Here is a 19,908-nt window from a genome sequence, read left to right on the forward strand (position 1 = left end):
TACCGAACTCTCCTTGGTTGCCTGCGAATACTAGTTTATCATTTTGGAGAACTCCGAAGCGACCATTTTTGGAGTATCCAAAACATACAACTATGCGCTTCCTACTCATTTGCTTCCTGTTTTCACTCGCACTCTCCGGACAGGCGGAGCAAAAATTACCGTCTAAGTATGTTTGGGCGGAGTCGGGGTTGACGCTAAGGGCAGAGGGGAATAAAAATGGCACTAAGCTTCTTGTAATTCCTTTTGGCGCTGAGGTAACCTTAACGGGGGTTATTGGAGAACAAGCCAAAATATTGGCTCTGACTTCAGTGAGTTATGAATGGGATAAAAAGGAAACTTCTGATCCTTACATTATGAAAGATTACTTCGTTGAAGTCCAGTATTCTAACAAAGTAGGCTATGTCTACAGCGGATATTTAAGTAGCTATTCCCCAGAAAGCGATGGTCTCCCTCATGAAGGGATTTATGGTTGGCTAAATACGATTGGTAGAGATTTAGACACCATTAAGCATAAACGATTACCCAATGAATATGGACAGGGGAAACGGATCTATCAGTATGCTAATGGCATCAAAGTAATTGAGGAAGAATTTGAAGGGGGAGGAAGCCTGACATTGAAGATTCCAGCAGCATCTATTTCAGAAGGTTTCCTTATTGCCAACAGATTTTTCGGGGTTAGTGCAGGCGTAAAGAACAAAGAGGAGATTCTAGAAATAGGGGATTTCCTCCCGGAACTCTTATCCGTATTACCTGATGGCAATTTGCATTTTCGTGGAAGTATGGGTGAAACTAAAATTCAAGTCATCAATGGGTTACTGGTAATTTATTCCGCAGGGTGGTGTTGACATTCCATAGTCAGCGGCTAAAGCCGCGACTACAGCCCTTTAGGCAGCCTGAAGGCTTTAAACTTTCACGGCCTAAAGGCCGGGCAACAAGATCGTTTCTTCTCCCTTGCTCCTTTCCACCCTTACTTTGCACCTGCGGCCCCGCCAAAAAAACAAATTTCACAAAACTACAACCGTAGTAAGGCCAAACCTAAACCCAAGCCCACCCTCGCGTGTCTCCATTCCATTATCTTCGTTAACCACGCCCCTTACAGTGAACAGACTAGTTACCCTCCTCGCCACGCTGCTGGCTACGACCTTTACGCTCAACGCACAGATTCCCCAAAAGCCAACATCCGGCGAAATGCACGCTGGCATCCAAAAGCTCCAGGTACTTGGCTCTGCCCTGTACATGGCCGCCCACCCGGACGATGAGAACACGCGGCTGATCGCTTACCTCTCAAACGTTGACAAGGTGGAAACAGCCTACCTCAGTCTGACGCGCGGCGATGGCGGACAGAACCTGATTGCACCCGATATCCGCGAGCTGCTTGGCCTCACCCGTACACAGGAATTGCTGGCCGCCCGCCGCACCGACGGTGGCACCCAGTTCTTCAGCCGGGCCAATGATTTCGGTTATTCTAAGCACCCCGACGAAACCTTCAATATTTGGGACAAGCAGGACGTACTGGCCGACGCCGTCTGGGTCATCCGCAAGTGGCGCCCCGACGTGATCGTCCTACGTTTTGACCCGCGGGCACCGGGAACCACCCACGGCCACCATACGGCCAGTGCCGTTATTGGTCAGGAAGCGTTTGATCTGGCCGGAGACCCCAATGCCTTCCCCGAGCAACTCAAGTACGTAAAGCCGTGGCAACCCCGCCGCATTTACTGGAATGCCTACACCTGGCGTGGTGTGCCCGAACACATGCGGGAGGATAAAGTCATCAACGTAGACGTAGGCACTTATCTGCCAAAACTGGGAGAAGGCGTAGCCGAAATTGCGGCACGCAGCCGCAGTCAACACCGCAGCCAGGGTTTCGGTAGTACAGGCAGCCGGGGCGAACAGCTGGAGCAACTGGAACTCTTGAAGGGAGACGATAAAGACAAAGAAGGCGAAGTCTTCGCCAACATCGACATAAGCTGGAACCGGGTGGCGGGTGGTGCTAAAATCGGTCAGGCGTTGAAGGTTGTAGAGCAAAACTTCAACTTCGACGATCCTTCGGCCTCCGTACAAGACCTGCTTCGCGTACGTGGCATGATCCGGGCGTTGCCGGATGGTTTCTGGAAAAACAAGAAACTGGCCGAACTGGATGAGATTATTGCTCAATCGCTTGGCCTATACCTCTTCGCCAAAACGGACGATCCGATTGCTACTGCCGGTCAGGATATCGAAATTGAGATTGAGGCCACCAATCGCAGCAACCAGCCAGTAAAGTTTATTGATTACTTCATAGAAGGTACCAGCATGACCAGGGCAGTAGTGGATTCTGTCCTGGCCGGTAATAAGCCATTTATGGAAGAGCTGACTTTTCCCATTCTGCCGATGCTGGAAAGCAGCAGCCCGTACTGGCTGCAAAAGCCCTGGAAACTGGGGATGTACACCGTAGAAGACCAGGAAATTCGTGGCCAGGGAGAAAGCGAAGATCCGCTGGTGGTCAATTTCAACCTCGACATTGCCGGAGAAGCATTCACCTTCCGCCGGCCGGTACGCCATGCTTTTACCGACCGCGTGATGGGGGAGCAGGTGCAACCGCTGGAGGTTCTGCCGCCCGTTTTTGGCGAGCTGGACAAGACCAGTTACCTGTTCACCAGCTCTGAGCCGACGCCCGTCCGTATCAAGGTGACCAGTGCAAAAGCTGGCATCAGTGGCACGGTAGAACTTTGCACGCCCAGCGATTGGAAAGTGACACCAGCCAACAAACCATTTACCCTTACCCGAAAAGGTGAGGAGCAATATTTCGAATTCATGATGACACCGCCCGCGGGGGCGGCTCAGGGTATGATCGTCCCAATGGTCCGCCTGGAAGAGAACCCTGAAGAGGGCTATACCCGAAAATTGGTCAAAATTGCTCATGACCATATCCCCGTACAGTTGGTGGACCTTGACGCAAGTGCACCAGTTGCAAAACTGGACTTGGAAATTGCCGGACGTAATATTGGTTACGTTAATGGTGCTGGTGACGCCATCCCTGAAGCACTGACTAATATCGGCTTCAACGTTACCACCCTTGACAAGGCAACGATTGCCACCGGGAACCTGAATGGTTTCGATGCCATTGTTGTGGGTATCCGTGCCTACAATACCGAGGATGATATGCCTAACATGCAGCCACGTTTGATGGAATACGTCAAGAATGGTGGTACGATGGTGGTACAGTACAACACCAGCCGTGGACTAAAGCTGCCAATGACGGAGATCGGTCCTTACCCAATGCAGCTGAGCAGTGACCGGACGACGGTGGAGGAAGCAGAAGTACGCATTCTGGCGCCAGACCACCCGGTGCTGAACTATCCGAACAAGATTACTTCCGAAGACTTTGACGGTTGGGTACAGGAACGCGGCCTTTACTTCCCGAACAATTGGGACGAAAAGTACACCCCGATCATCAGTTCCAATGACCCCGGTGAAGAACCGCATGACGGCGGTTTGCTGGTAGCTGAATACGGTAAAGGACATTACGTGTATACCGGCTACAGTTTCTTCCGGGAATTGCCGGCAGGCGTACCGGGGGCTTACCGGTTGTTTGCTAATTTGGTGGGGTTAGGTAATGAGGTTCGGCCTTAGGGCAGGGAGTAACCACTAAGGCACTAAGTTTCACACTAAGCGCTTGAGGGCTGGCGTAACCAAATAAGGCGTTAACGCTGTGCTTTCATAAATCTCAGATAAAAGCCAACAAAGCGTCCGTAATCCTCGTCTTAAGAAGGCAATGCGAATCCTATTTCTCTGTGTCTTCCTGTTTTTTGGTGTTACCTGCTTCGCGCAGCCGGAGGACTGTGATGATCAGCAGATTTACGCTTCGCTGCAAGTGATACATGTTAATTGTGACAGTATTGAGATGGAGGCCTTTCCAGTAGGAGACGCAGACCTACAATGGTATGTGAACGGGACAGCCATAGTCGGCGCAACCGGGCGAACCATTCTCCTCACAGAGGCCACCGATGGCTATCTGATCGGTGTAGCGGCTTCGAATAATAACTTTTGTAATTATACGGAGTACCTCGTTGAAATTGACGGTGGTTGCCCCGTAGAAGACTGTAGTAACGGTATTGATGATGACGGTAACGGATTGATTGACCTGAACGATTCGAATGGTTGCGATTGCGGGCCACCTCCGGAAGTAGTGGGCCGTAACCTCATCCCTAATCCTGGCTTTGAAGCCCGACGAGACCTTCCCGAATGTCAGGGATGCTACTCCGCCGGCCAGGCATTTCCCTGCGTATCGGGATGGATACCAGGAAATTCGAGCACCACCCTCGAGCACGTGCTACGGTGCTATGCGACCAGCTTCCAATCCCGTTTTATTCCTTACGTAATAGACGGCAGTAACTTCTCTCTTGCCGGAGGTTTTGCGGCCTACGACAGCCTGGACTTTGTCACCGTTGAATCTGCCGTAGTTCCCCTGGTGGAACCAACGATTCCCGGCGAGCGGTACCGCCTCATTTTTGAAACGGATTTTGTAGGTGGTGATATTTTCGATTTAGCCGAAAGGATATCAGGAGATGTTTCCCAATACCTTGGCTGGTACACCAGCCCAGTGATTGATTCTTTCCCTTATCGTTACAGTACTATTACCGGCGAAGTCGTTTTTGGCAGCAGCTGGGACAACTGGACGGTCCTGGATTCCGTCGTGGTAGAAATCAACGATGTGCTGGAATTTGAAACATTTGTGATTGAATTCACCGCCCCGACAACCCCCATTCGTGCCATGGCCTTTGCCGGTGCCAGAAATCAATTGAGACGCCGGGAACTCACTAACCTTGCCGGAGATTATGAGGCCTACTGGGTACTGGACAACGTACAGTTGAAGCGTATCCTTCCTCCAGTCGTATTACCGGGAGAAATTGATGCTAACGTAACCGTCACTTCCATAGCTAATAATTCCAATCCGGAGGATTGCGCGGCAGACCTTTTGCTTTCGGTCCCACCGTCAAACGGAAGCAGCTATCAATGGTATCGAAACGGCGTTGCACTGGTTGGATCAAATCGCCCAAACCACCTCGTTCTTGCATCAGCGATAGACGGGAGCCTTTATCAGGTTCGTATCGTCAGAGAGGGTACCTGTAAAACCAGTGCCCCGGTTTCTGCCCGGCTTCCTGAGCCGTTTGAGATCGGCTTCACTATTGATAGTTTGCGGTGTGGAGCAAATACAGATGGAAGGATCATGGTTACCGTTACCCCTGCAGAGGCAAACTATGACCTTAACTGGCAAGGCGCTTCCGGTGAAAACCTCGGAAATGCGAATCAAATAGAAGGGCTGTCTTCCGGCACCTACTTTCTGACCGTTAGTGATGAGTTCGGCTGCAACTACCCGTATGTCTTCGAGCTAGTGGCTCCACCACCCCTCGTTGCTCAACTAACGGCTGAGGACCTGAATTGCAATGCTTCCGATGGGCAAGCCCCACTGAACCTGGTGGTGACCGGAGGTTCCCCACCCTATGCACTGTTCTATAACAACGAAGCTGGAGAAGCTTCCCGACCACTACGTCGTCCACCTGGCAGTTATCGTATCCGCATCGTTGACGCTACCGGCTGCGAAATCATTACCGAAACAGTCACCGTTAACGAGCCGAACCCCTTCAGCTTTGAGATCTCCAGCACTTCTACCTCGTTTCAACTAGGGTCATCAGCCAACGTAAGGACCATCAGCAACCGGGACTTAAGCTCCGCCAGCATCCAGTGGACCCCGGAGGCATGGGTATCCTGCCAGAATTGCCTTGATCCGCTTATCAGGCCAACGGAGAGCGAAACCCTTCGGGTTGTCGTTACGGATAGTGACGGTTGCGTTAGGTCCGATTCAATTGCTATTCGCGTCATCCCTACTCGTCAGATATACATCCCCAGCGCCATCAGCCCGAACGGAGATGGGGTCAACGATGTATTCCGGGTGTACCCTGGTCCGTCGGTAGAAGCGGTGATCAGCGTGGAAATTTTTGATCGTTGGGGGAGCTTACTCTTCACCGGATCGAGAGGAAGCACCGATTGGTCACCAGATGGGGAAGTACCCCAAGGCGTTTTCATTTACCAGGCGACTGTCCGCTTCGTTGATGGCGAAATCAGAAACTATTCCGGATCGGTTACGGTCTTGCGGTAAGGGGACGTTCTACATTTTCAGGACCTTGTCCTGATGTCTGTAATAAGGAGCTTAGATTAGCCGCTTAAATCTTCCCCACAATCAAATCTCCCATTCCATCGGTCCCCACCTTATTACCCGGATGCAAATCCTCGGTACCAGAACCGGATTCCAGAACGGTATTCACTGCAGAACGAATCGCATCACCTTCCTTAACCAGACCAAGGTGATCCAGCATCATGGCGGCAGATAGAATGGTGGCGACCGGGTTCGCCCGGTCTTGTCCGGCACCTTCCGGCCAGGAGCCATGGATGGGCTCGAACATGCCCACTTTGGCACCGACACTGCTGGAGGGCAACAGCCCCAGCGAACCCGCCAGAACACTTGAAGCGTCCGACAAGATGTCCCCGAACATATTGCTCGTCACGATCACGTCGAACTGAGCAGGGTTGAGGATGAGTTGCATCGCGGCATTGTCCACGAACATAAAATTGAGTTCGACATCCGGATAATCACCAGCCATTTCGCGGGTGACTTCGCGCCAGAGGCGCGAGCTTTCCATCACGTTGGCCTTATCGACCAGGGTTAGTTTACCCCGCCGGTTCCCGGCGGCCTCAAAACCCATTTTCACGATCCGTTCGATCTCGAAGCGGTGATAAGTGCAAGTATCATAGGCCGTGTCTCCGTCGTTTAGTCGCCCCTTATCACCAAAATAAATGCCGCCGGTCAGTTCCCGGACGATGAGCATATCCACCCCTTCCATCCGTTCGGGACGAAGCGGACTGAGGTGCGTCAGCTCTTTGTAGCCGGCAACGGGCCGAAGGTTGGCGAATAGCCCCAGTTCTTTACGCAAACGCAGCAGGCCTTGCTCTGGCCGGACTTTGGCCGTCGGGTCGTTGTCAAAACGCGGATGGCCGATGGCGCCAAAGAAGATCGCGTCGGAGGCTTTGCAAAGGTCAAGCGTCTCGTCCGGCAAGGGATTCCCCGTTTGGTCGATCGCAATAGCGCCCACGGGCGCATAAGTATAGTTGAAAGTATGGCCGAAGCGCGCTCCTACCTTATCCAGAACTTTGATGCCCTGCTTAATTACTTCCGGACCGATGCCGTCTCCGTCCAGGATGGCAATATTAAATGTACTCATGTTTGTTTTTTGCGGCCGTCCGCCGAATCCTTTTTGACCTGACACGGTCAGTCAAAAAGTTCGTCTACCGGCTCGGTTCAGGTCTGTTCCCCCACCCCAATCAGCCAATATTTTGGATTAGGTCAACGAAAAATCCTTACGCTCCCGTTCGAATTTCTCGATCAGGTCACTCTGGCTCAACAGGTAGTCGATATCATCGTAACCATTAATAAGACAGGTTTTTTTATAGCTGTCGATATTAAAAGTAGACACCGTACCGGTTGTTTCATTTTTAAAGGTCTGTGCCTCGAGGTCCACCGTGAATTTTGCCGCCGGGTCAGCTTCGATAGTTCTGAAAACCTCATCGAGCAGCGTAGGAGAAACGACCAATGGCAGGATGCCATTATTCAGGGCGTTTCCACTAAAGATATCGGCAAAATAACTGGAGACGACCACACGAAAACCGAAATCGCCAATGGCCCAGGCAGCGTGCTCCCGGCTGGAACCGCAACCAAAGTTGGCACCGGCTACCAGAATTTGCCCCGTATACGTCGGATTGTTCAGCACGAAGTCTTCCTTCGGCTGGTTGTCTTTGTCAAAGCGCCAGTCGCGGAACAGGTTCTCGCCGAATCCGTCGCGCGTTACCGCTTTCAGGAAGCGGGCGGGGATGATCTGGTCGGTGTCTACGTCCTCGATGGGGAGCGGGACGGCGGAGGAGGTTAGTTTTTTGAAGGGGGTCACTTTGATTTAGAATTTTTGATTCAACATTTGGAATTTAACATTTCCCGCAGGACACGCTACCGCACAAGGGAGAAATGTTTACTTTTTATTTTTATCATCAAGTTTTTTAACCGTTGCCGTGAATATAGCGACGAGTTGGGACGACTCTTCAAGTAAGGGAACAACTCGATTGTCATCGAAGTACTGCATTTTCAGAACATAGTTCAATTCAGCTTTTGATTCGCGAAGCTCTTTCAACATTACTTTTATTTTATGGATAAAATCTCTTGTTGATTCAGCAGCACGAGCTTCAGAATAATGAAAGCCTGCATGCGTACTCGCCCGCAATAATTGTCCGGCCACATGCTTAGAATCAAAGAAACCAATCTTATGAAGTTCACGGCATAAATACGTACAACGAACACCGAATTCAAGTAACCTTTCCTCAAGTTCATTAGCATTCATTGCGTAAATGTTTTACGGTTGTGCGGGATGTGTAACGGGCGGTTGTGCGGGCAATTTTAAATGTTGAATGTTAAATCAAACATTTTAAATTTCCACTTGCGGTAGCCTGTAATGCGGGCTGTCAGACGGGCAAATGTTAAATGCTAAATGTTGAATTGAACATTTTAAATTTTCCGCGTGCGGCAGCGTGTCCTGCGGGCAATGTTGAAAATTAGATCAAACATGTTCAATTAACAGCTCCCGAACATCAGTAACCCTGCCAGTAATAGCCGCCGCCGCCGCAGTCAAAGGCGAAGCCAAAATCGTCCGTGCTCCAGGTCCTTGTCTTCCTTCGAAGTTCCGGTTGGAAGTCGAGACACAGTATTTTCCGGCTGGCACCTTGTCTTCGTTCATGCCCAGGCAGGCGGAGCAGCCAGCTTCGCGGAACTGAAAACCGGCAGCGATGAGTTTCTTGTCCAGGCCTTCGGCGATGGCCTGTTTCGAGACCTGCTGCGAACCGGGCACGACGATGGCCGTAACGGAATCCGCAACTTTACGGTCGCCAATCAGTCCGACCACAGCCCGCAGGTCTTCGATGCGGGAATTGGTACAGGAGCCGATGAACACATAATCGATCGGCATCTGCTCCAGCGGCTTACCCGCTTCCAGGTCCATGTACTTCATGGCCTTCTGGATACTGGCGTCGCCGTGGATGTCGCTGCTGACGGGAATAGATTCTTTCACGCCCATCCCCATACCGGGGTTCGTACCGTAAGTAACCATCGGGGTAATGTCTTCCGCCCGATAGGTGTGCTCCACGTCAAAGTGAGCATCCGCATCAGTAGTCAGGGTTTTCCAATAGGCTACTGCTGCTTCCCAATCCTGTCCCCTGGGGCTGAATTCGCGACCGGCGAGGTAGTCGAAGGTCGTTTGATCCGGGGCAATGAGGCCGCCACGGGCACCCATTTCGATGCTCATATTACAAACCGTCATCCGGCCTTCCATGCTGAGGGCGCGTACGGCCGAGCCGGCGTATTCGACGAAATAGCCAGTACCACCACCGGTGCCCAACTGGCTGATCACGTAAAGAATGAGGTCCTTAGCAGTGACTCCCCGGGCTAAGTCACCCTCTACGTTAATCCGCATTTTCTTAGGCTTGGTCAGCAGCAGGCACTGGGTGGCCATCACCTGTTCTACCTGGCTGGTACCGATGCCAAAGGCTACTGCTCCGAAGGCGCCGTGGGTACTGGTGTGGCTGTCGCCACACACCATCGTCACGCCCGGCCGGGTAATCCCCAGTTCTGGTCCGATCACGTGGACAATCCCCTGGTAAGGATGCCCCAGGCCGTAAAGGTCTACGTCAAATTCCTTGCAATTGTCCGTAAGCATTTGCACCTGCTTAGCGCCGAGGGGTTCCCGGATTGGCAAGTGCTGATCGATGGTGGGCACGTTGTGGTCGGCCGTTGCCACGATGCGGTCCTTGCGGAGTAGCGGCAGACCGCGCCTGCGCAGGCCATTAAAAGCCTGCGGGCTGGTTACTTCGTGAATCAGGTGACGATCAATGTAAAGCACCTGGTTCCCACCTGGTATTTCTGTGACGACGTGCGCGTCCCATACTTTGTCAAAGAGTGTTTTGGCCATGGTTTGTTGGGCTTAAATCTTGTTAAGACAAAGATAGAAAATCGACCAGCGCCGAATGCAGCACGAATTAGCGGGTTTTACGGCGCGGACGCGGGTGCAGAGTGAGTTGGTGAGGCAATGAGTTGGTAAGTTGCTGCCGCAAGTATCCTGGGCAGCAACCAACTTATCTCTGCAGCCGGTAGCTGCCACGAGCGCTGGCGAGCATCCGTTTTAGTCCGCAGAGCTTTTTATCGCTGGCCTGGTTGCGCTGCGCGGCTGCCTGCGGCGGTTAACGCAGGTCAGGCCCCAACCTCACAGATGGCATACCATGACAATTGGTTTTGCGCATAGTAACATTCGCGGCGCTGCACTTACTCACCCTAAGCAAATGAGCGCAGCGAAATGAGGGAAACAGCGGCAGCAACTCGGTGACTCAGTGACTCCGCAACTCACTATACTACCGTCAGCCACCAGACAATTCGGAAGGAACAGTTCATTAACACCTTGCCTACGTATGCAAATCAGGCAACAACCACATCACAACAGTCAAAACTCCCCTTCCATGAAGAACGCTACCTATGTTTTACTTTGCTTTTTGTGCTTCCTTTGCACCTGCGTCCGCGCCCAGGAAACCATCCGCGGCTTCGTGTTGACCGATGATGGTACTCCCCTTCCCTACGCCACCGTTTACGCAGAAGGCACCACCACCGGAACCGTGACGGATATCGACGGCTATTACGAGATACGACTCCCAGCCAATTCCACTACGCTCAGTTTCAGCCATACGGGCTACTCCTCTTCCAGGCACCTGGTAACCGATACGTCGTACGGCGGCTGGTTGGAGGTCGACCTTACCGCAGGGAGTAATCTTCCCGCCATCATCGTTTACGGTGGAGGCTTCACGTCGGCAGAAAAATGCTGCGTTAATGTATGTCGTACTCCCTCCTGTACGTTCCCGCCAATTAACGTCGGTCAGGCAACAGATTTAGCCAGATCCTCCGTCTACCCCAACCCTTTCCACACTACGATCAACCTGCGCACCGACTTATGGTCCGCCAATCAACTTACCGTCCAACTCATGAACAGCCTCGGCCAGGTCGTCCGCAATTGGGCAACCCAACCGGTAGACATCGGCGAACAGCACTTGATTTTTACCGTCCCCGAAAACCTACCGGCCGGACCATATTACCTGCGCCTTTCTGATGGTCACGGTCGTGAAGTCACCAAAGTGATCGTCAAGGGAGAAACAGCCAGACGATGATGCTTTCACCTGACCCGGCAGACGGACTTTTTACGCCTGGCCGGCCGACAAATCCTTTTCGGCCTGGTGCCGCCGTACGAAATTGACTAATTCCGGACGGGGCTTGCCCCTATCCGCATCAGCACGCTGAAAACCTGCTATTCGTTCGCTGAGCGAACAGTGGATTCCGCCTGCTTCTAGCGGCGGGGCAAGCCCCGCCGTTAGAAGCTCCCCCTTTGATTTACGAAAATTCAGTAACGCTCCACCAGGTGAAAACATCTAAAAAAAATTATGCTGTTTTTATACCAGATACAACAGCCTACCTTTATCGCCAACCAAAACAACCCATAGGCATGAATACCCGGCTTCTCACCCTTCTGATTTTTCTCCTTCCCCAATTCCTCCTGGCATGGGGCGCCAACGGCCACCGCGTTGTCGCCCAAATTTGCTACGACAACCTCAGTCCCAGTGCCCGAGCCAGCGTGAACGCTGCCATGGGAGACAATTACCTGGCGCAGCTGGCCACCTGGCCCGACTACATCAAAGCAGAAAGTGGCTGGGATTTCACGCAGTCCTGGCACTACATGACCATACAGCCGGACATGACCCTTTCCGATGTGGTGAACGATAATAACACCAGGTCTAAAATTGACGACGTCCACGAAGGCATCGAACTAATGTTGGCCATTCTGAAGGGCGAGCCGGAGGCACGCCAACAAATGACCGAGCTGATGCAAAAAAACAAGGTAGAACCTCTTGCCGGCTCACTGGACGCCACGGCCCTGGCTTTTTTAATTCACTTCATCGGTGATGTACACCAACCCATGCACGTTGGTAAAAACCGTGACCGGGGAGGAAATAGCATTACCGTACTCTACTTCGGAGAGCGCAAAAACCTCCACTCTGTGTGGGATTCAGGCATCATCGAGCAGGAGAGGCTGAGTTATACGGAGTTTGCCGCATTCGCCAACATCCATTTCCGAAGCCATAAGACGGAGTGTGAAGATGATTCGCTGTCGACATGGATTAACGAGTCAGTAGCCTTACGCGAACGCATATACAATACCCTTTACGACAATACGGACCGCGAAACGGGGCTGCCCAGTCTGTCCTGGGATTACCAGCACGATTTCTTGCCCATAGTAGAAGAGCGGCTGGCAGCGGCGGGTTACCGGGCGGCGGCTATGCTTAATAAGATTTTTAAATAATTAAACAGTAGCGCTGATCATATCCTCCAAGTCCATATCCGCGACCTCCTTTTTACGGTCGGCGACCCGGAGGAATTCCTGGTAGAGGTCATCCAGTTGCACCTTGGAGACATTATAGCCCAGGTTCTTGAACCGGTAAGCGAGTGCTGCACGGCCGCTGCGCGCCGTCAGTACAATCCGCGACTCGTCGACGCCAACTTCAGCCGGATCGATGATTTCGTAAGTATCCCGCCGTTTGATCACGCCATCCTGATGGATACCGCTGGAGTGCGCGAAGGCGTTGTCGCCCACGATGGCTTTATTAGGCTGCACCACCATGCCCATGCTTTCGCTGACCAGGTGGCTGGTCTCCAGCAGGAGTTTGCTGTTGATGTTGGTGTACAGCCCCAGCCCTTCATGCTGGCGCATGATCATCACGACTTCCTCCAGCGCGGTATTTCCGGCCCGTTCACCGATGCCGTTGATGGTACACTCGATCTGGCGGGCACCGCCAACAGCTCCGGCGATGGAGTTGGCCGTAGCCAGGCCTAGGTCATTATGGCAATGGGTACTGAGGACACATTTATGGATGCCTTTGACGTTTGCCCGCAGGAAGGCGATCTTTTCCCCGTACTCATTCGGCAGGCAGTAGCCCGTGGTGTCCGGAATATTGAGTACCGTGGCGCCGGCATTAACTACCGCCTGAATCACTTTAGCGAGGAATTCGTTGCTCGTACGGCCAGCGTCTTCAGCATAGAACTCTACATCCTCCACGAAGCTTTTGGCGTACTTGACCGCGTCTACTGCCCGTTCGATGATGCGTTCGGGGGTAGTCCTTAATTTGTACTGGATGTGACTGTCGGAAGTACCAATGCCCGTATGAATCCGGGCACGCTTCGCCGTTTTAAGGGAGTCTGCGGCTACCTCGATGTCTTTTTTTACCGCCCGGCTGAGGGCACATACTATGGGCTCGGAGACCGCCAGGCCGATTTCTCGCACGGATTTAAAATCCCCCGGACTGGAAATAGGAAAGCCGGCTTCGATCACATCGACGCCGAGCAATTCTAGTTGTCGGGCAATTACCAGTTTTTGGGTAGTGTCCAGCTTACAGCCAGGCACTTGTTCTCCGTCGCGGAGGGTCGTATCGAAAATCTGAATTCGGTTAGTATCCATAAGCGGTAAGGCCGTATTTGATGGCCGTGTCTATCTTAGCGGCACCGAATTTCGGGCCTTACAATTGGTCAGGAGTATAAAATTAGGACATTGTCGGCCATTAAAAGAAAACCGGCATGTTCTATAAACACTAGAATTGCTACAACTGCCGACGGCAAATTATCCCGCAACACATTGTTGCTCAGCAGTTTGACTAAAGATGTTATACAATGCCAAAACAGAAGACGGATGACCTCCTAAAGTTGGTTGCCTCCCTAAATCGGGCGGAGAAACGACATTTCCGACTGTTTGTTAAACGCAATCAACAGGCTAATGCAGAAATTCTTTTCCTCCAACTTTTCGATATTTTGGAGCGAACGGGAGAATATGATGAGGAATATCTGCTGAAACGCATTACTAACATCAAAAAAAGTCAACTTTCCAATCTCAAAGCCCACCTTTATAAACAGTTATTGACCAGCCTCCGCCTGCTTAACCGCAATAAAGACGAGGCTATTTTACTACGTGAAAACCTCGACTACGCACGAATTCTTTACAATAAGGCTTTATACCGGCAGAGTCTTGACGTCCTCGACAAAACGAAAAAAAGAGCCCTGGAAGTAGAAGCGCATACCGTTGCGCTGGAGATCGCTCAGTTCGAAAAAATGATCGAAGGGCAATACATCACGCGCAGTATTGAAGGCCGGGCAGAGGAACTTGGTGAGCAATGCACCGAGCTTGCTGGAAAGATCAGTGACACCGATGCCTACTCCAACCTCGCCCTGCGCCTTTACGGTCTGTACCTGAAAATCGGCCTGGTCAGCAACGAACAGGATTTTTTCATGGTCAAGTCCTTCTTCCGCGGCCAGTTACCTAAAGCCAATTACGATTCTTTGGATTTCTGGGGGAAGATTTATTACTGCCAGGCCTACACCTGGATGCACCTGATGTGCCATGAATACCCGTTGTGTTATCGTTTCACCCAACGCTGGGTAGAACTGTTTGAGGAAAAACCTCACATGATCGAAGCCAACGCACCGCTCTACCTGAAAGGAATCCACAACAACCTGGCCACGCTGTTTAACATGTGGCAGTACGACAAATTTGATGAGCAATTACAGATGCTCGATCTCTTTCCGCATAAATTCGACCTGACGAGCAACGTCAACGTAGCCAGCCTTTACTCCCTATACCAATTCGATCACCAGATCCGGAAACATTATATGGAGGGAACCTTTAAGGAGGGCCTCGGCCTGGTTCCCGAGATCGCAGAAGTGATCAGAACCAACAAATACAACTGGGACGACCACCGGATTATGATCTTCAACTACCGCATCGCTTGCCTCTACTTTGGTAGTGGCGACAACGATTCGGCCATTGATTACCTTAACGAGATCATCAATCAGCGCAGCCCGAACTACCGGTCTGACATCCAGGCGTACGCCCGCATCCTCAGCCTGATTTGTCATTTTGAAATGGGCAACGTCCAGCTGGTCGAATACCAGGTAAAATCCGTTTATCGCTTCCTGGCTAAAGTGGAACACCTGCAGGAAACGCAGCAATACATCTTCCGTTTCCTGCGCCGCATTCCCCGAATTCGCGAAGAGCAACTCCGTGATGAATTCAGGAAGTTGAAGCGCAAGCTCGATTCCATTACTGCCAAGCCATTCGAAAGCCGGCCCTTTACTTTCCTGGATATTCCCAGCTGGCTACAGGCCAAAATCGAGGACAAAACGGTACAGGAAGTGATCCGGGAGAAGTTTGAAGAGAATCGGGAAAACGGGTAGGTAGTCGGCGAATCAATTTTTCTCTATGGCTAAAATAAGGCGCGAACGCAGGTGCAAGGAAAGGTAAAATGCAGGGAGACGGCTCTCCGTCGCCGAATTACTTGCCCAAACGGGCCAACGACGAGCACTGCATTACTGCCGCCTGATAGAGCGCCGTATTCCGGTGATTAAGAACGAAGGGGCGCATCAGTTTCTCGTACTCCAGGTCGTAATCTGCCATTCTCTCTTCCCAATGTCTGGAAGAGAGGTAGTCCCAATCTCTTTGGTTTATCTGAATGTTCATCTCTATGATCCGTTTACTCAGGTCTACTTCGGCCAACACTTCCGGGTCATTCGTTGTCGTTGTTGCACAGTTAAAAAATCCCAGTGCCCTGGAAGCTTCATGGATCAAGTGATAATCGGCTACTGAATGCGGTACTGCCGGATGACTGTTTCCTTCCGGCCAGGGGACCGCTTCGGTGGGTTCGTATAAGTGGTTACCGTAGGAAAGCATCATCCACGCCTCTCCGAGGTGGCTCATATTATACCAGGCTTTCCCCAAAGCCAGACAAGCTGCTGCACCAGCTTCGCCGCCGGTTTTGCTAACTTTTTCAAGCTGCATAAGCTGGCGGACTACGTCTACTTTTCGGGTAAAGGCAAGTCTGCGTGGGTTCCCCAGCCACATGTCGTTGAGTGGCGACGTGGTCAGGTAGCTATTAAATTCGTAGTTGCTCCTATACCATTGGTACGGAACCGCCGCAAAGTGATGCAGCGCAAGCCCCAGGTCATTACGCCTTAAGGCCAGGGTGCCGGCAAGGTCATGCAGGGCGTACACCTCCGGTAGTTCCGATGACTGCAATAAGGCCATCCAGGGCGTTGACGCATCTTCTTGTTCAATAATAGTAATAACCGCTTGCATCACTTGCGGACTAATGGGGCGATCAAGGTACCGAATCTGGTCATAGTATTGGCTGCTCCAGGTATTCGCCAGGGGCAGGCTCAGGGACCGGTTGTGCAAAAAATAGGCAGAGACCGTATCCCGGGCTGCGGCAAAGGCCTGCGCTGCCGCCCGGTTAATACCTGCCCGTAAGTTTCCGTCATTTGTCCATGCATCCATATCCTTTGCCGGGCCGAGTTCCTCCTCCAACGCCAGGAGGTAACCGGCCAGTTCGTTTTTCACTTCTTCGTGATCGAGCCGGGCGCTTTGCAGCAAAGCCAGTGTCCGGATCACCTTTACCTGGGTGCCTATTGGGGATCGCCCCACATTGACCAGCGCATCAGTCAGGCGCAGCGCCATGGTGTAGTCCTCATCAAGCAGCGCAGCCTGAGCACGCAGCACTTCGTTAAAGTGAGCCGCTCCCATCGCCGACCGGTAGCTGTGAATGAAGGTTCGTAATTGCTTCAGATAAGCCCGGTCCTTTACGTAAGTGGCCTTACGCATGGCAACCTTTTTAGCCTCGTAATCCTCTGCCTCCCAATCAGGTAATCCTCCGCTCGGTAAAGCAGGGCCTAAATGGGTCAGCTGATAGGTCATCAACCAGTCCTCTACTTTATTAAACTCGCGGACTACCAGCAGATCCAATACCGGGTTGGTAGGATCAAGGGTGTAGGCCTGACGCAACAGGTCAAGTGCTTTGCCCTTACGCTTCAGCGCAGCCAGGGCGTACAGGTTAGATCGTTCTGCATCGTTCCTGGTCACGGAAAGGTATTTTGCCGGATCGACCATTTGGTCCGTCCGGTTATAAACCGCCAGGGATTTTTCCGGCACCCTCCTGAAAGCATTAGCCATTTCGATCAGGTAGCGCCCTTCCTCATTCCACTGTCCGGCAAAGTGAAAGCGGGCCCAATCGGCTAATGCCCCGTTCTTTTCTTTAAAATGGTTTTTGAAATAGTAGTCCATCGCTTCATCGTCACCTTCATAGTAAGCGATGAGCAATAGTTGATAACCGTAGCGGTCCGCCAGAAAGCTATTTTTCCTGGACTGAGCGTACCCAGCCCGGGCCCGGGCCTTAAAGTTGGTGGTATACGGGCCGGGAACAACTTCTTCTTCCGGCTCTCCCCAGTAGCGTTGGATGATGTCGGGTTTCTCGTACCCTTTTGCCCACAAGGCGTATTCAAGCAAGTCCGGCCGTTGGCTGATGGCCTGCCACGCCCGGTTATTCCCCCACCCTAGTTTGGCCGCACCGCCGCCCTTGGCCAGCAACCAATCATCAAGCGAAGTACCGTATAAAATACGCATTACCTCCGCTCCGGAGACACCGTAGCCGAGTTCGGCCGCCCAGGCTTCGGCGTTTCGTATCCGGTCACGGCCAGCCTTAGCATTATCTCCGTGGTTAAGTCGTTCGGTGGAATAAAAAAAGGCAGAGTACTCATCACCCGCCAGGTATGGATCAAGCAATGCGATCCGATAGCCCTCGCCCAGGATGGAGTAGCCGCAGGCTTCTAATACGTAAACGTTGAACAGGAAAAGGAAGCAGCAGGACAAGAGAAATGGGCGCATAGTTTTTTTATGGGATGGTGGGATAATGGAACCTGAAAACGCTGAAATTAATGGAGCAAACCTGATCGCCAGGTGCATGGTGTCAACGTACGTTGAAAGTAGGATGTTTTTAGGTGAAATTTAATAAAAAGCAGTCCAAACCTCTGCCAAGGGCCAATTTTCTAAAACATCCATCCGCCAGTCAAAAAGTATTAAATCCCGGATTTCATTTCGGTCGCGTAGCAATCCTGCGGCGGTAAGCAAGGCTGCGGTATTGGCTCCGTCGTACCGGACATCATCTCCTGGTCGGACAAAAGTTTCGAGCAAAGTTGTGTCCTTAAGTACCAGGAAGCGATTACCGCCAACGGGATCCAGGAAGCCAGGCGATGCTGCAGGCGGGGAGACAACACCAAGGAAAAGATCGTCCCGAAAAGCCGCGCCCCAGGCAAATACCGGAAGTGCGGCATCCAGTGGTATCGGATACGGAGGTGCCTTGAGATAGCCTCGTAGCAGGTCTTCGCGGTAAATGGCGTTTTGTGTTTCAGGTTCTCCTACGGGCTCCATATTGTAGCACATCAGCAGCCCTTCAGAGACCGGCGGCACGCCGTTGTCCTCCCGTTCCCGGTACTGATGTAAACGGATGGTGACGTTGATGACCTTATCCGGGAATTGCGTTTGCAGCGCCCGCAGAAAGGCAAAATAGCGGTCGCGCGATGTCGGTGTCCAGTCGCAGTCGATCTGCCAGCGGGTGGCGGCCCGCAGGGCCGCGTGCCCAGCCGACATCCCCTCAATCGTACGACCAATACGCTGCGCCAATTCTTCCGCATCAACGGGCTGCCGGAAGACGCGCTCCACCACGTACACCACCGGTGTTATGGCCAGCGTCTCATCCACGACCAGGCTATCGGGCAATTGCAGTATTCCTTTGGGCTGGGCTTGCCCCTGGTTGAAATTCCAGTCTACGTCAAAGAAGCGAACGAACAGTTGTCGCGTGCCGGCGGCGCGTAATTCAGCCTGCCGTTCCGGATTAAGTTCCCAGGTTGTTTTCCAGTAATAGATGCCAGGATGATCCTCTCCGGATGAATCCGGAGTTACGCAGGAGACCAGTGCCGTGAGCAGGCAGAAACAGATGATTCGCATGGCGGATAAAGGTACGTCCAGCCAAGCCCTGCTTTTAAAAAAACCTGCCTTGCACCTGCGGCTGCGCCCTGAAAATAAATGGGAGAAGGCGGGAACGAGCGACCGCAGGTTCCGGTCACTGTACTGCGCTTGCTCACCTTTCATAGCAAGAGGAGAAGAAGGAAGCCTGCACAACGCTGTATTTATACGCTTCCTGCACCAAAATCTGGTAAACAATCATAAAACCATATGCTCGTCGTGCTTCCGCCTCAACTCCTTGTTTACTCCCGAAACTATCCACTTCCTAAAAACGTTTTCATTGGTGTAGCTTTCCGCGTCATATGTTCGTTCGCTTACGTACCTTGGCAGCTTAATTGCTATATTTAACTCACAGCCCCTGCGGTATGCTCCGCGAACGCAAAACAGAAAATCACGCACTCCAGATGGAAAATGGCATCCTCACCGAAGCACAACAAAAAGACCCGGAACTGATTCAGTTACTGCTTGACAAAATCGTTAAGAAAAAAGGCTTCGAGAACGTCCGTGCCAACGCGGAAGGTTACGAAACCCCCGCCAAAATCCGCCGTGGCAAAGACACGGAGGAGTACTTCATCCCGGATTGTACCGGCGAAGTAAACGGTCGTAAATCCTACTTCGAACTCGGCATGAAATCCGACGACGAACGTGAGTTGGTGACCAAGTGGCGCCTGCTCAGCAGCCTCGCCAACTATAAGCACGGCAAACTTTACCTTGCCGTACCCCGTGGTCACATGGCTTTCACCAACCGCATTCTGGCAGATTACCCGATTCAGGCGGAAGTCGTGAAACTGTAATCAGGTTTCACCAATAAACATGAGTCATCCCGAATTTTGAGCCCACATTAAAGTGAGGCAAATCGAGATGGCCATTCTAAGTCTGTAGAGCGGTATCGAGACATCTCGGT

At 52.1% G+C, this 19,908-nt stretch carries 14 protein-coding genes; 7 read left to right on the plus strand and 7 right to left on the minus strand.

Annotated elements, in window-relative coordinates; genetic code table 11:
* The first annotated feature begins 92 nt into the window (after window positions 1-92).
* The 3 genes from B036_RS0121670 to B036_RS0121680 all read left to right on the plus strand — a co-directional run bounded on the left by B036_RS0121670 (window position 93) and on the right by B036_RS0121680 (window position 6,139).
* Window positions 93-845, plus strand: coding sequence for an SH3 domain-containing protein (locus B036_RS0121670; protein WP_020570837.1), 753 nt, complete (start codon window positions 93-95; stop codon window positions 843-845).
* Window positions 846-1,098: 253 nt separating this feature from the next.
* Entirely contained in the window at window positions 1,099-3,612 is a 2,514-nt protein-coding gene (locus B036_RS0121675; RefSeq protein ID WP_020570838.1) for a PIG-L family deacetylase, read from the plus strand.
* Between the two features lie 142 nt (window positions 3,613-3,754).
* A complete protein-coding gene (locus tag B036_RS0121680) occupies window positions 3,755-6,139 on the plus strand; it encodes a T9SS type B sorting domain-containing protein (RefSeq protein WP_020570839.1) in 2,385 nt (794 codons plus the stop codon).
* Between the two features lie 64 nt (window positions 6,140-6,203).
* Here the strand turns inward: B036_RS0121680 and leuB are convergent, their stop codons facing one another.
* The 4 genes from leuB to leuC all read right to left on the minus strand — a co-directional run bounded on the left by leuB (window position 6,204) and on the right by leuC (window position 10,043).
* Window positions 6,204-7,259, minus strand: coding sequence for a 3-isopropylmalate dehydrogenase (leuB, locus tag B036_RS0121685; protein ID WP_026232222.1), 1,056 nt, complete (start codon window positions 7,257-7,259; stop codon window positions 6,204-6,206).
* 117 nt (window positions 7,260-7,376) lie between these two features.
* Complete coding sequence (leuD, locus tag B036_RS0121690) at window positions 7,377-7,979, minus strand: 3-isopropylmalate dehydratase small subunit (protein ID WP_020570841.1); 603 nt, start codon at window positions 7,977-7,979, stop codon at window positions 7,377-7,379.
* A 78-nt stretch (window positions 7,980-8,057) separates the two neighbouring features.
* A complete protein-coding gene (locus tag B036_RS30515; RefSeq protein ID WP_020570842.1) occupies window positions 8,058-8,423 on the minus strand; it encodes a four helix bundle protein in 366 nt (121 codons plus the stop codon).
* 216 nt (window positions 8,424-8,639) lie between these two features.
* The gene (gene leuC, locus B036_RS0121705; protein ID WP_020570843.1) at window positions 8,640-10,043 is read right to left on the minus strand and encodes a 3-isopropylmalate dehydratase large subunit; all 1,404 of its coding nucleotides are present in this window, start codon (window positions 10,041-10,043) and stop codon (window positions 8,640-8,642) included.
* Between the two features lie 541 nt (window positions 10,044-10,584).
* Here leuC and B036_RS0121710 point away from each other — a divergent pair.
* Both B036_RS0121710 and B036_RS32485 read left to right on the plus strand, forming a co-directional pair.
* Window positions 10,585-11,283, plus strand: coding sequence for a carboxypeptidase-like regulatory domain-containing protein (locus B036_RS0121710; protein ID WP_020570844.1), 699 nt, complete (start codon window positions 10,585-10,587; stop codon window positions 11,281-11,283).
* Between the two features lie 332 nt (window positions 11,284-11,615).
* Window positions 11,616-12,470: a S1/P1 nuclease gene (locus B036_RS32485; RefSeq protein ID WP_020570846.1), complete on the plus strand. Its 855-nt coding sequence runs from the start codon at window positions 11,616-11,618 to the stop codon at window positions 12,468-12,470.
* Here B036_RS32485 and B036_RS30525 read toward each other — a convergent pair whose 3' ends face one another.
* Complete coding sequence (locus B036_RS30525; RefSeq protein WP_020570847.1) at window positions 12,471-13,622, minus strand: 2-isopropylmalate synthase; 1,152 nt, start codon at window positions 13,620-13,622, stop codon at window positions 12,471-12,473.
* 209 nt (window positions 13,623-13,831) lie between these two features.
* Between B036_RS30525 and B036_RS0121730 the strand changes: the two genes are divergently transcribed.
* Complete coding sequence (locus B036_RS0121730; protein WP_020570848.1) at window positions 13,832-15,388, plus strand: hypothetical protein; 1,557 nt, start codon at window positions 13,832-13,834, stop codon at window positions 15,386-15,388.
* A gap of 97 nt (window positions 15,389-15,485) precedes the next feature.
* Here B036_RS0121730 and B036_RS0121735 read toward each other — a convergent pair whose 3' ends face one another.
* Together B036_RS0121735 and B036_RS0121740 are read right to left on the minus strand one after the other, a co-directional pair.
* Window positions 15,486-17,867 (minus strand): hypothetical protein, encoded by a 2,382-nt coding sequence (locus B036_RS0121735; RefSeq protein WP_020570849.1) that lies wholly within the window; start codon window positions 17,865-17,867, stop codon window positions 15,486-15,488.
* Window positions 17,868-17,987: 120 nt separating this feature from the next.
* Window positions 17,988-18,986, minus strand: coding sequence for a hypothetical protein (locus B036_RS0121740; protein ID WP_157472301.1), 999 nt, complete (start codon window positions 18,984-18,986; stop codon window positions 17,988-17,990).
* A gap of 383 nt (window positions 18,987-19,369) precedes the next feature.
* Here B036_RS0121740 and B036_RS0121745 point away from each other — a divergent pair, with 383 nt between their 5' ends.
* Window positions 19,370-19,798, plus strand: a complete 429-nt coding sequence (locus B036_RS0121745) for a hypothetical protein (protein WP_020570851.1) — start codon at window positions 19,370-19,372, stop codon at window positions 19,796-19,798.
* Window positions 19,799-19,908 lie beyond the last annotated feature (110 nt).

Origin of the sequence: Neolewinella persica DSM 23188 (genome assembly GCF_000373105.1) — a bacterium.
GTDB lineage: Bacteria > Bacteroidota > Bacteroidia > Chitinophagales > Saprospiraceae > Neolewinella > Neolewinella persica.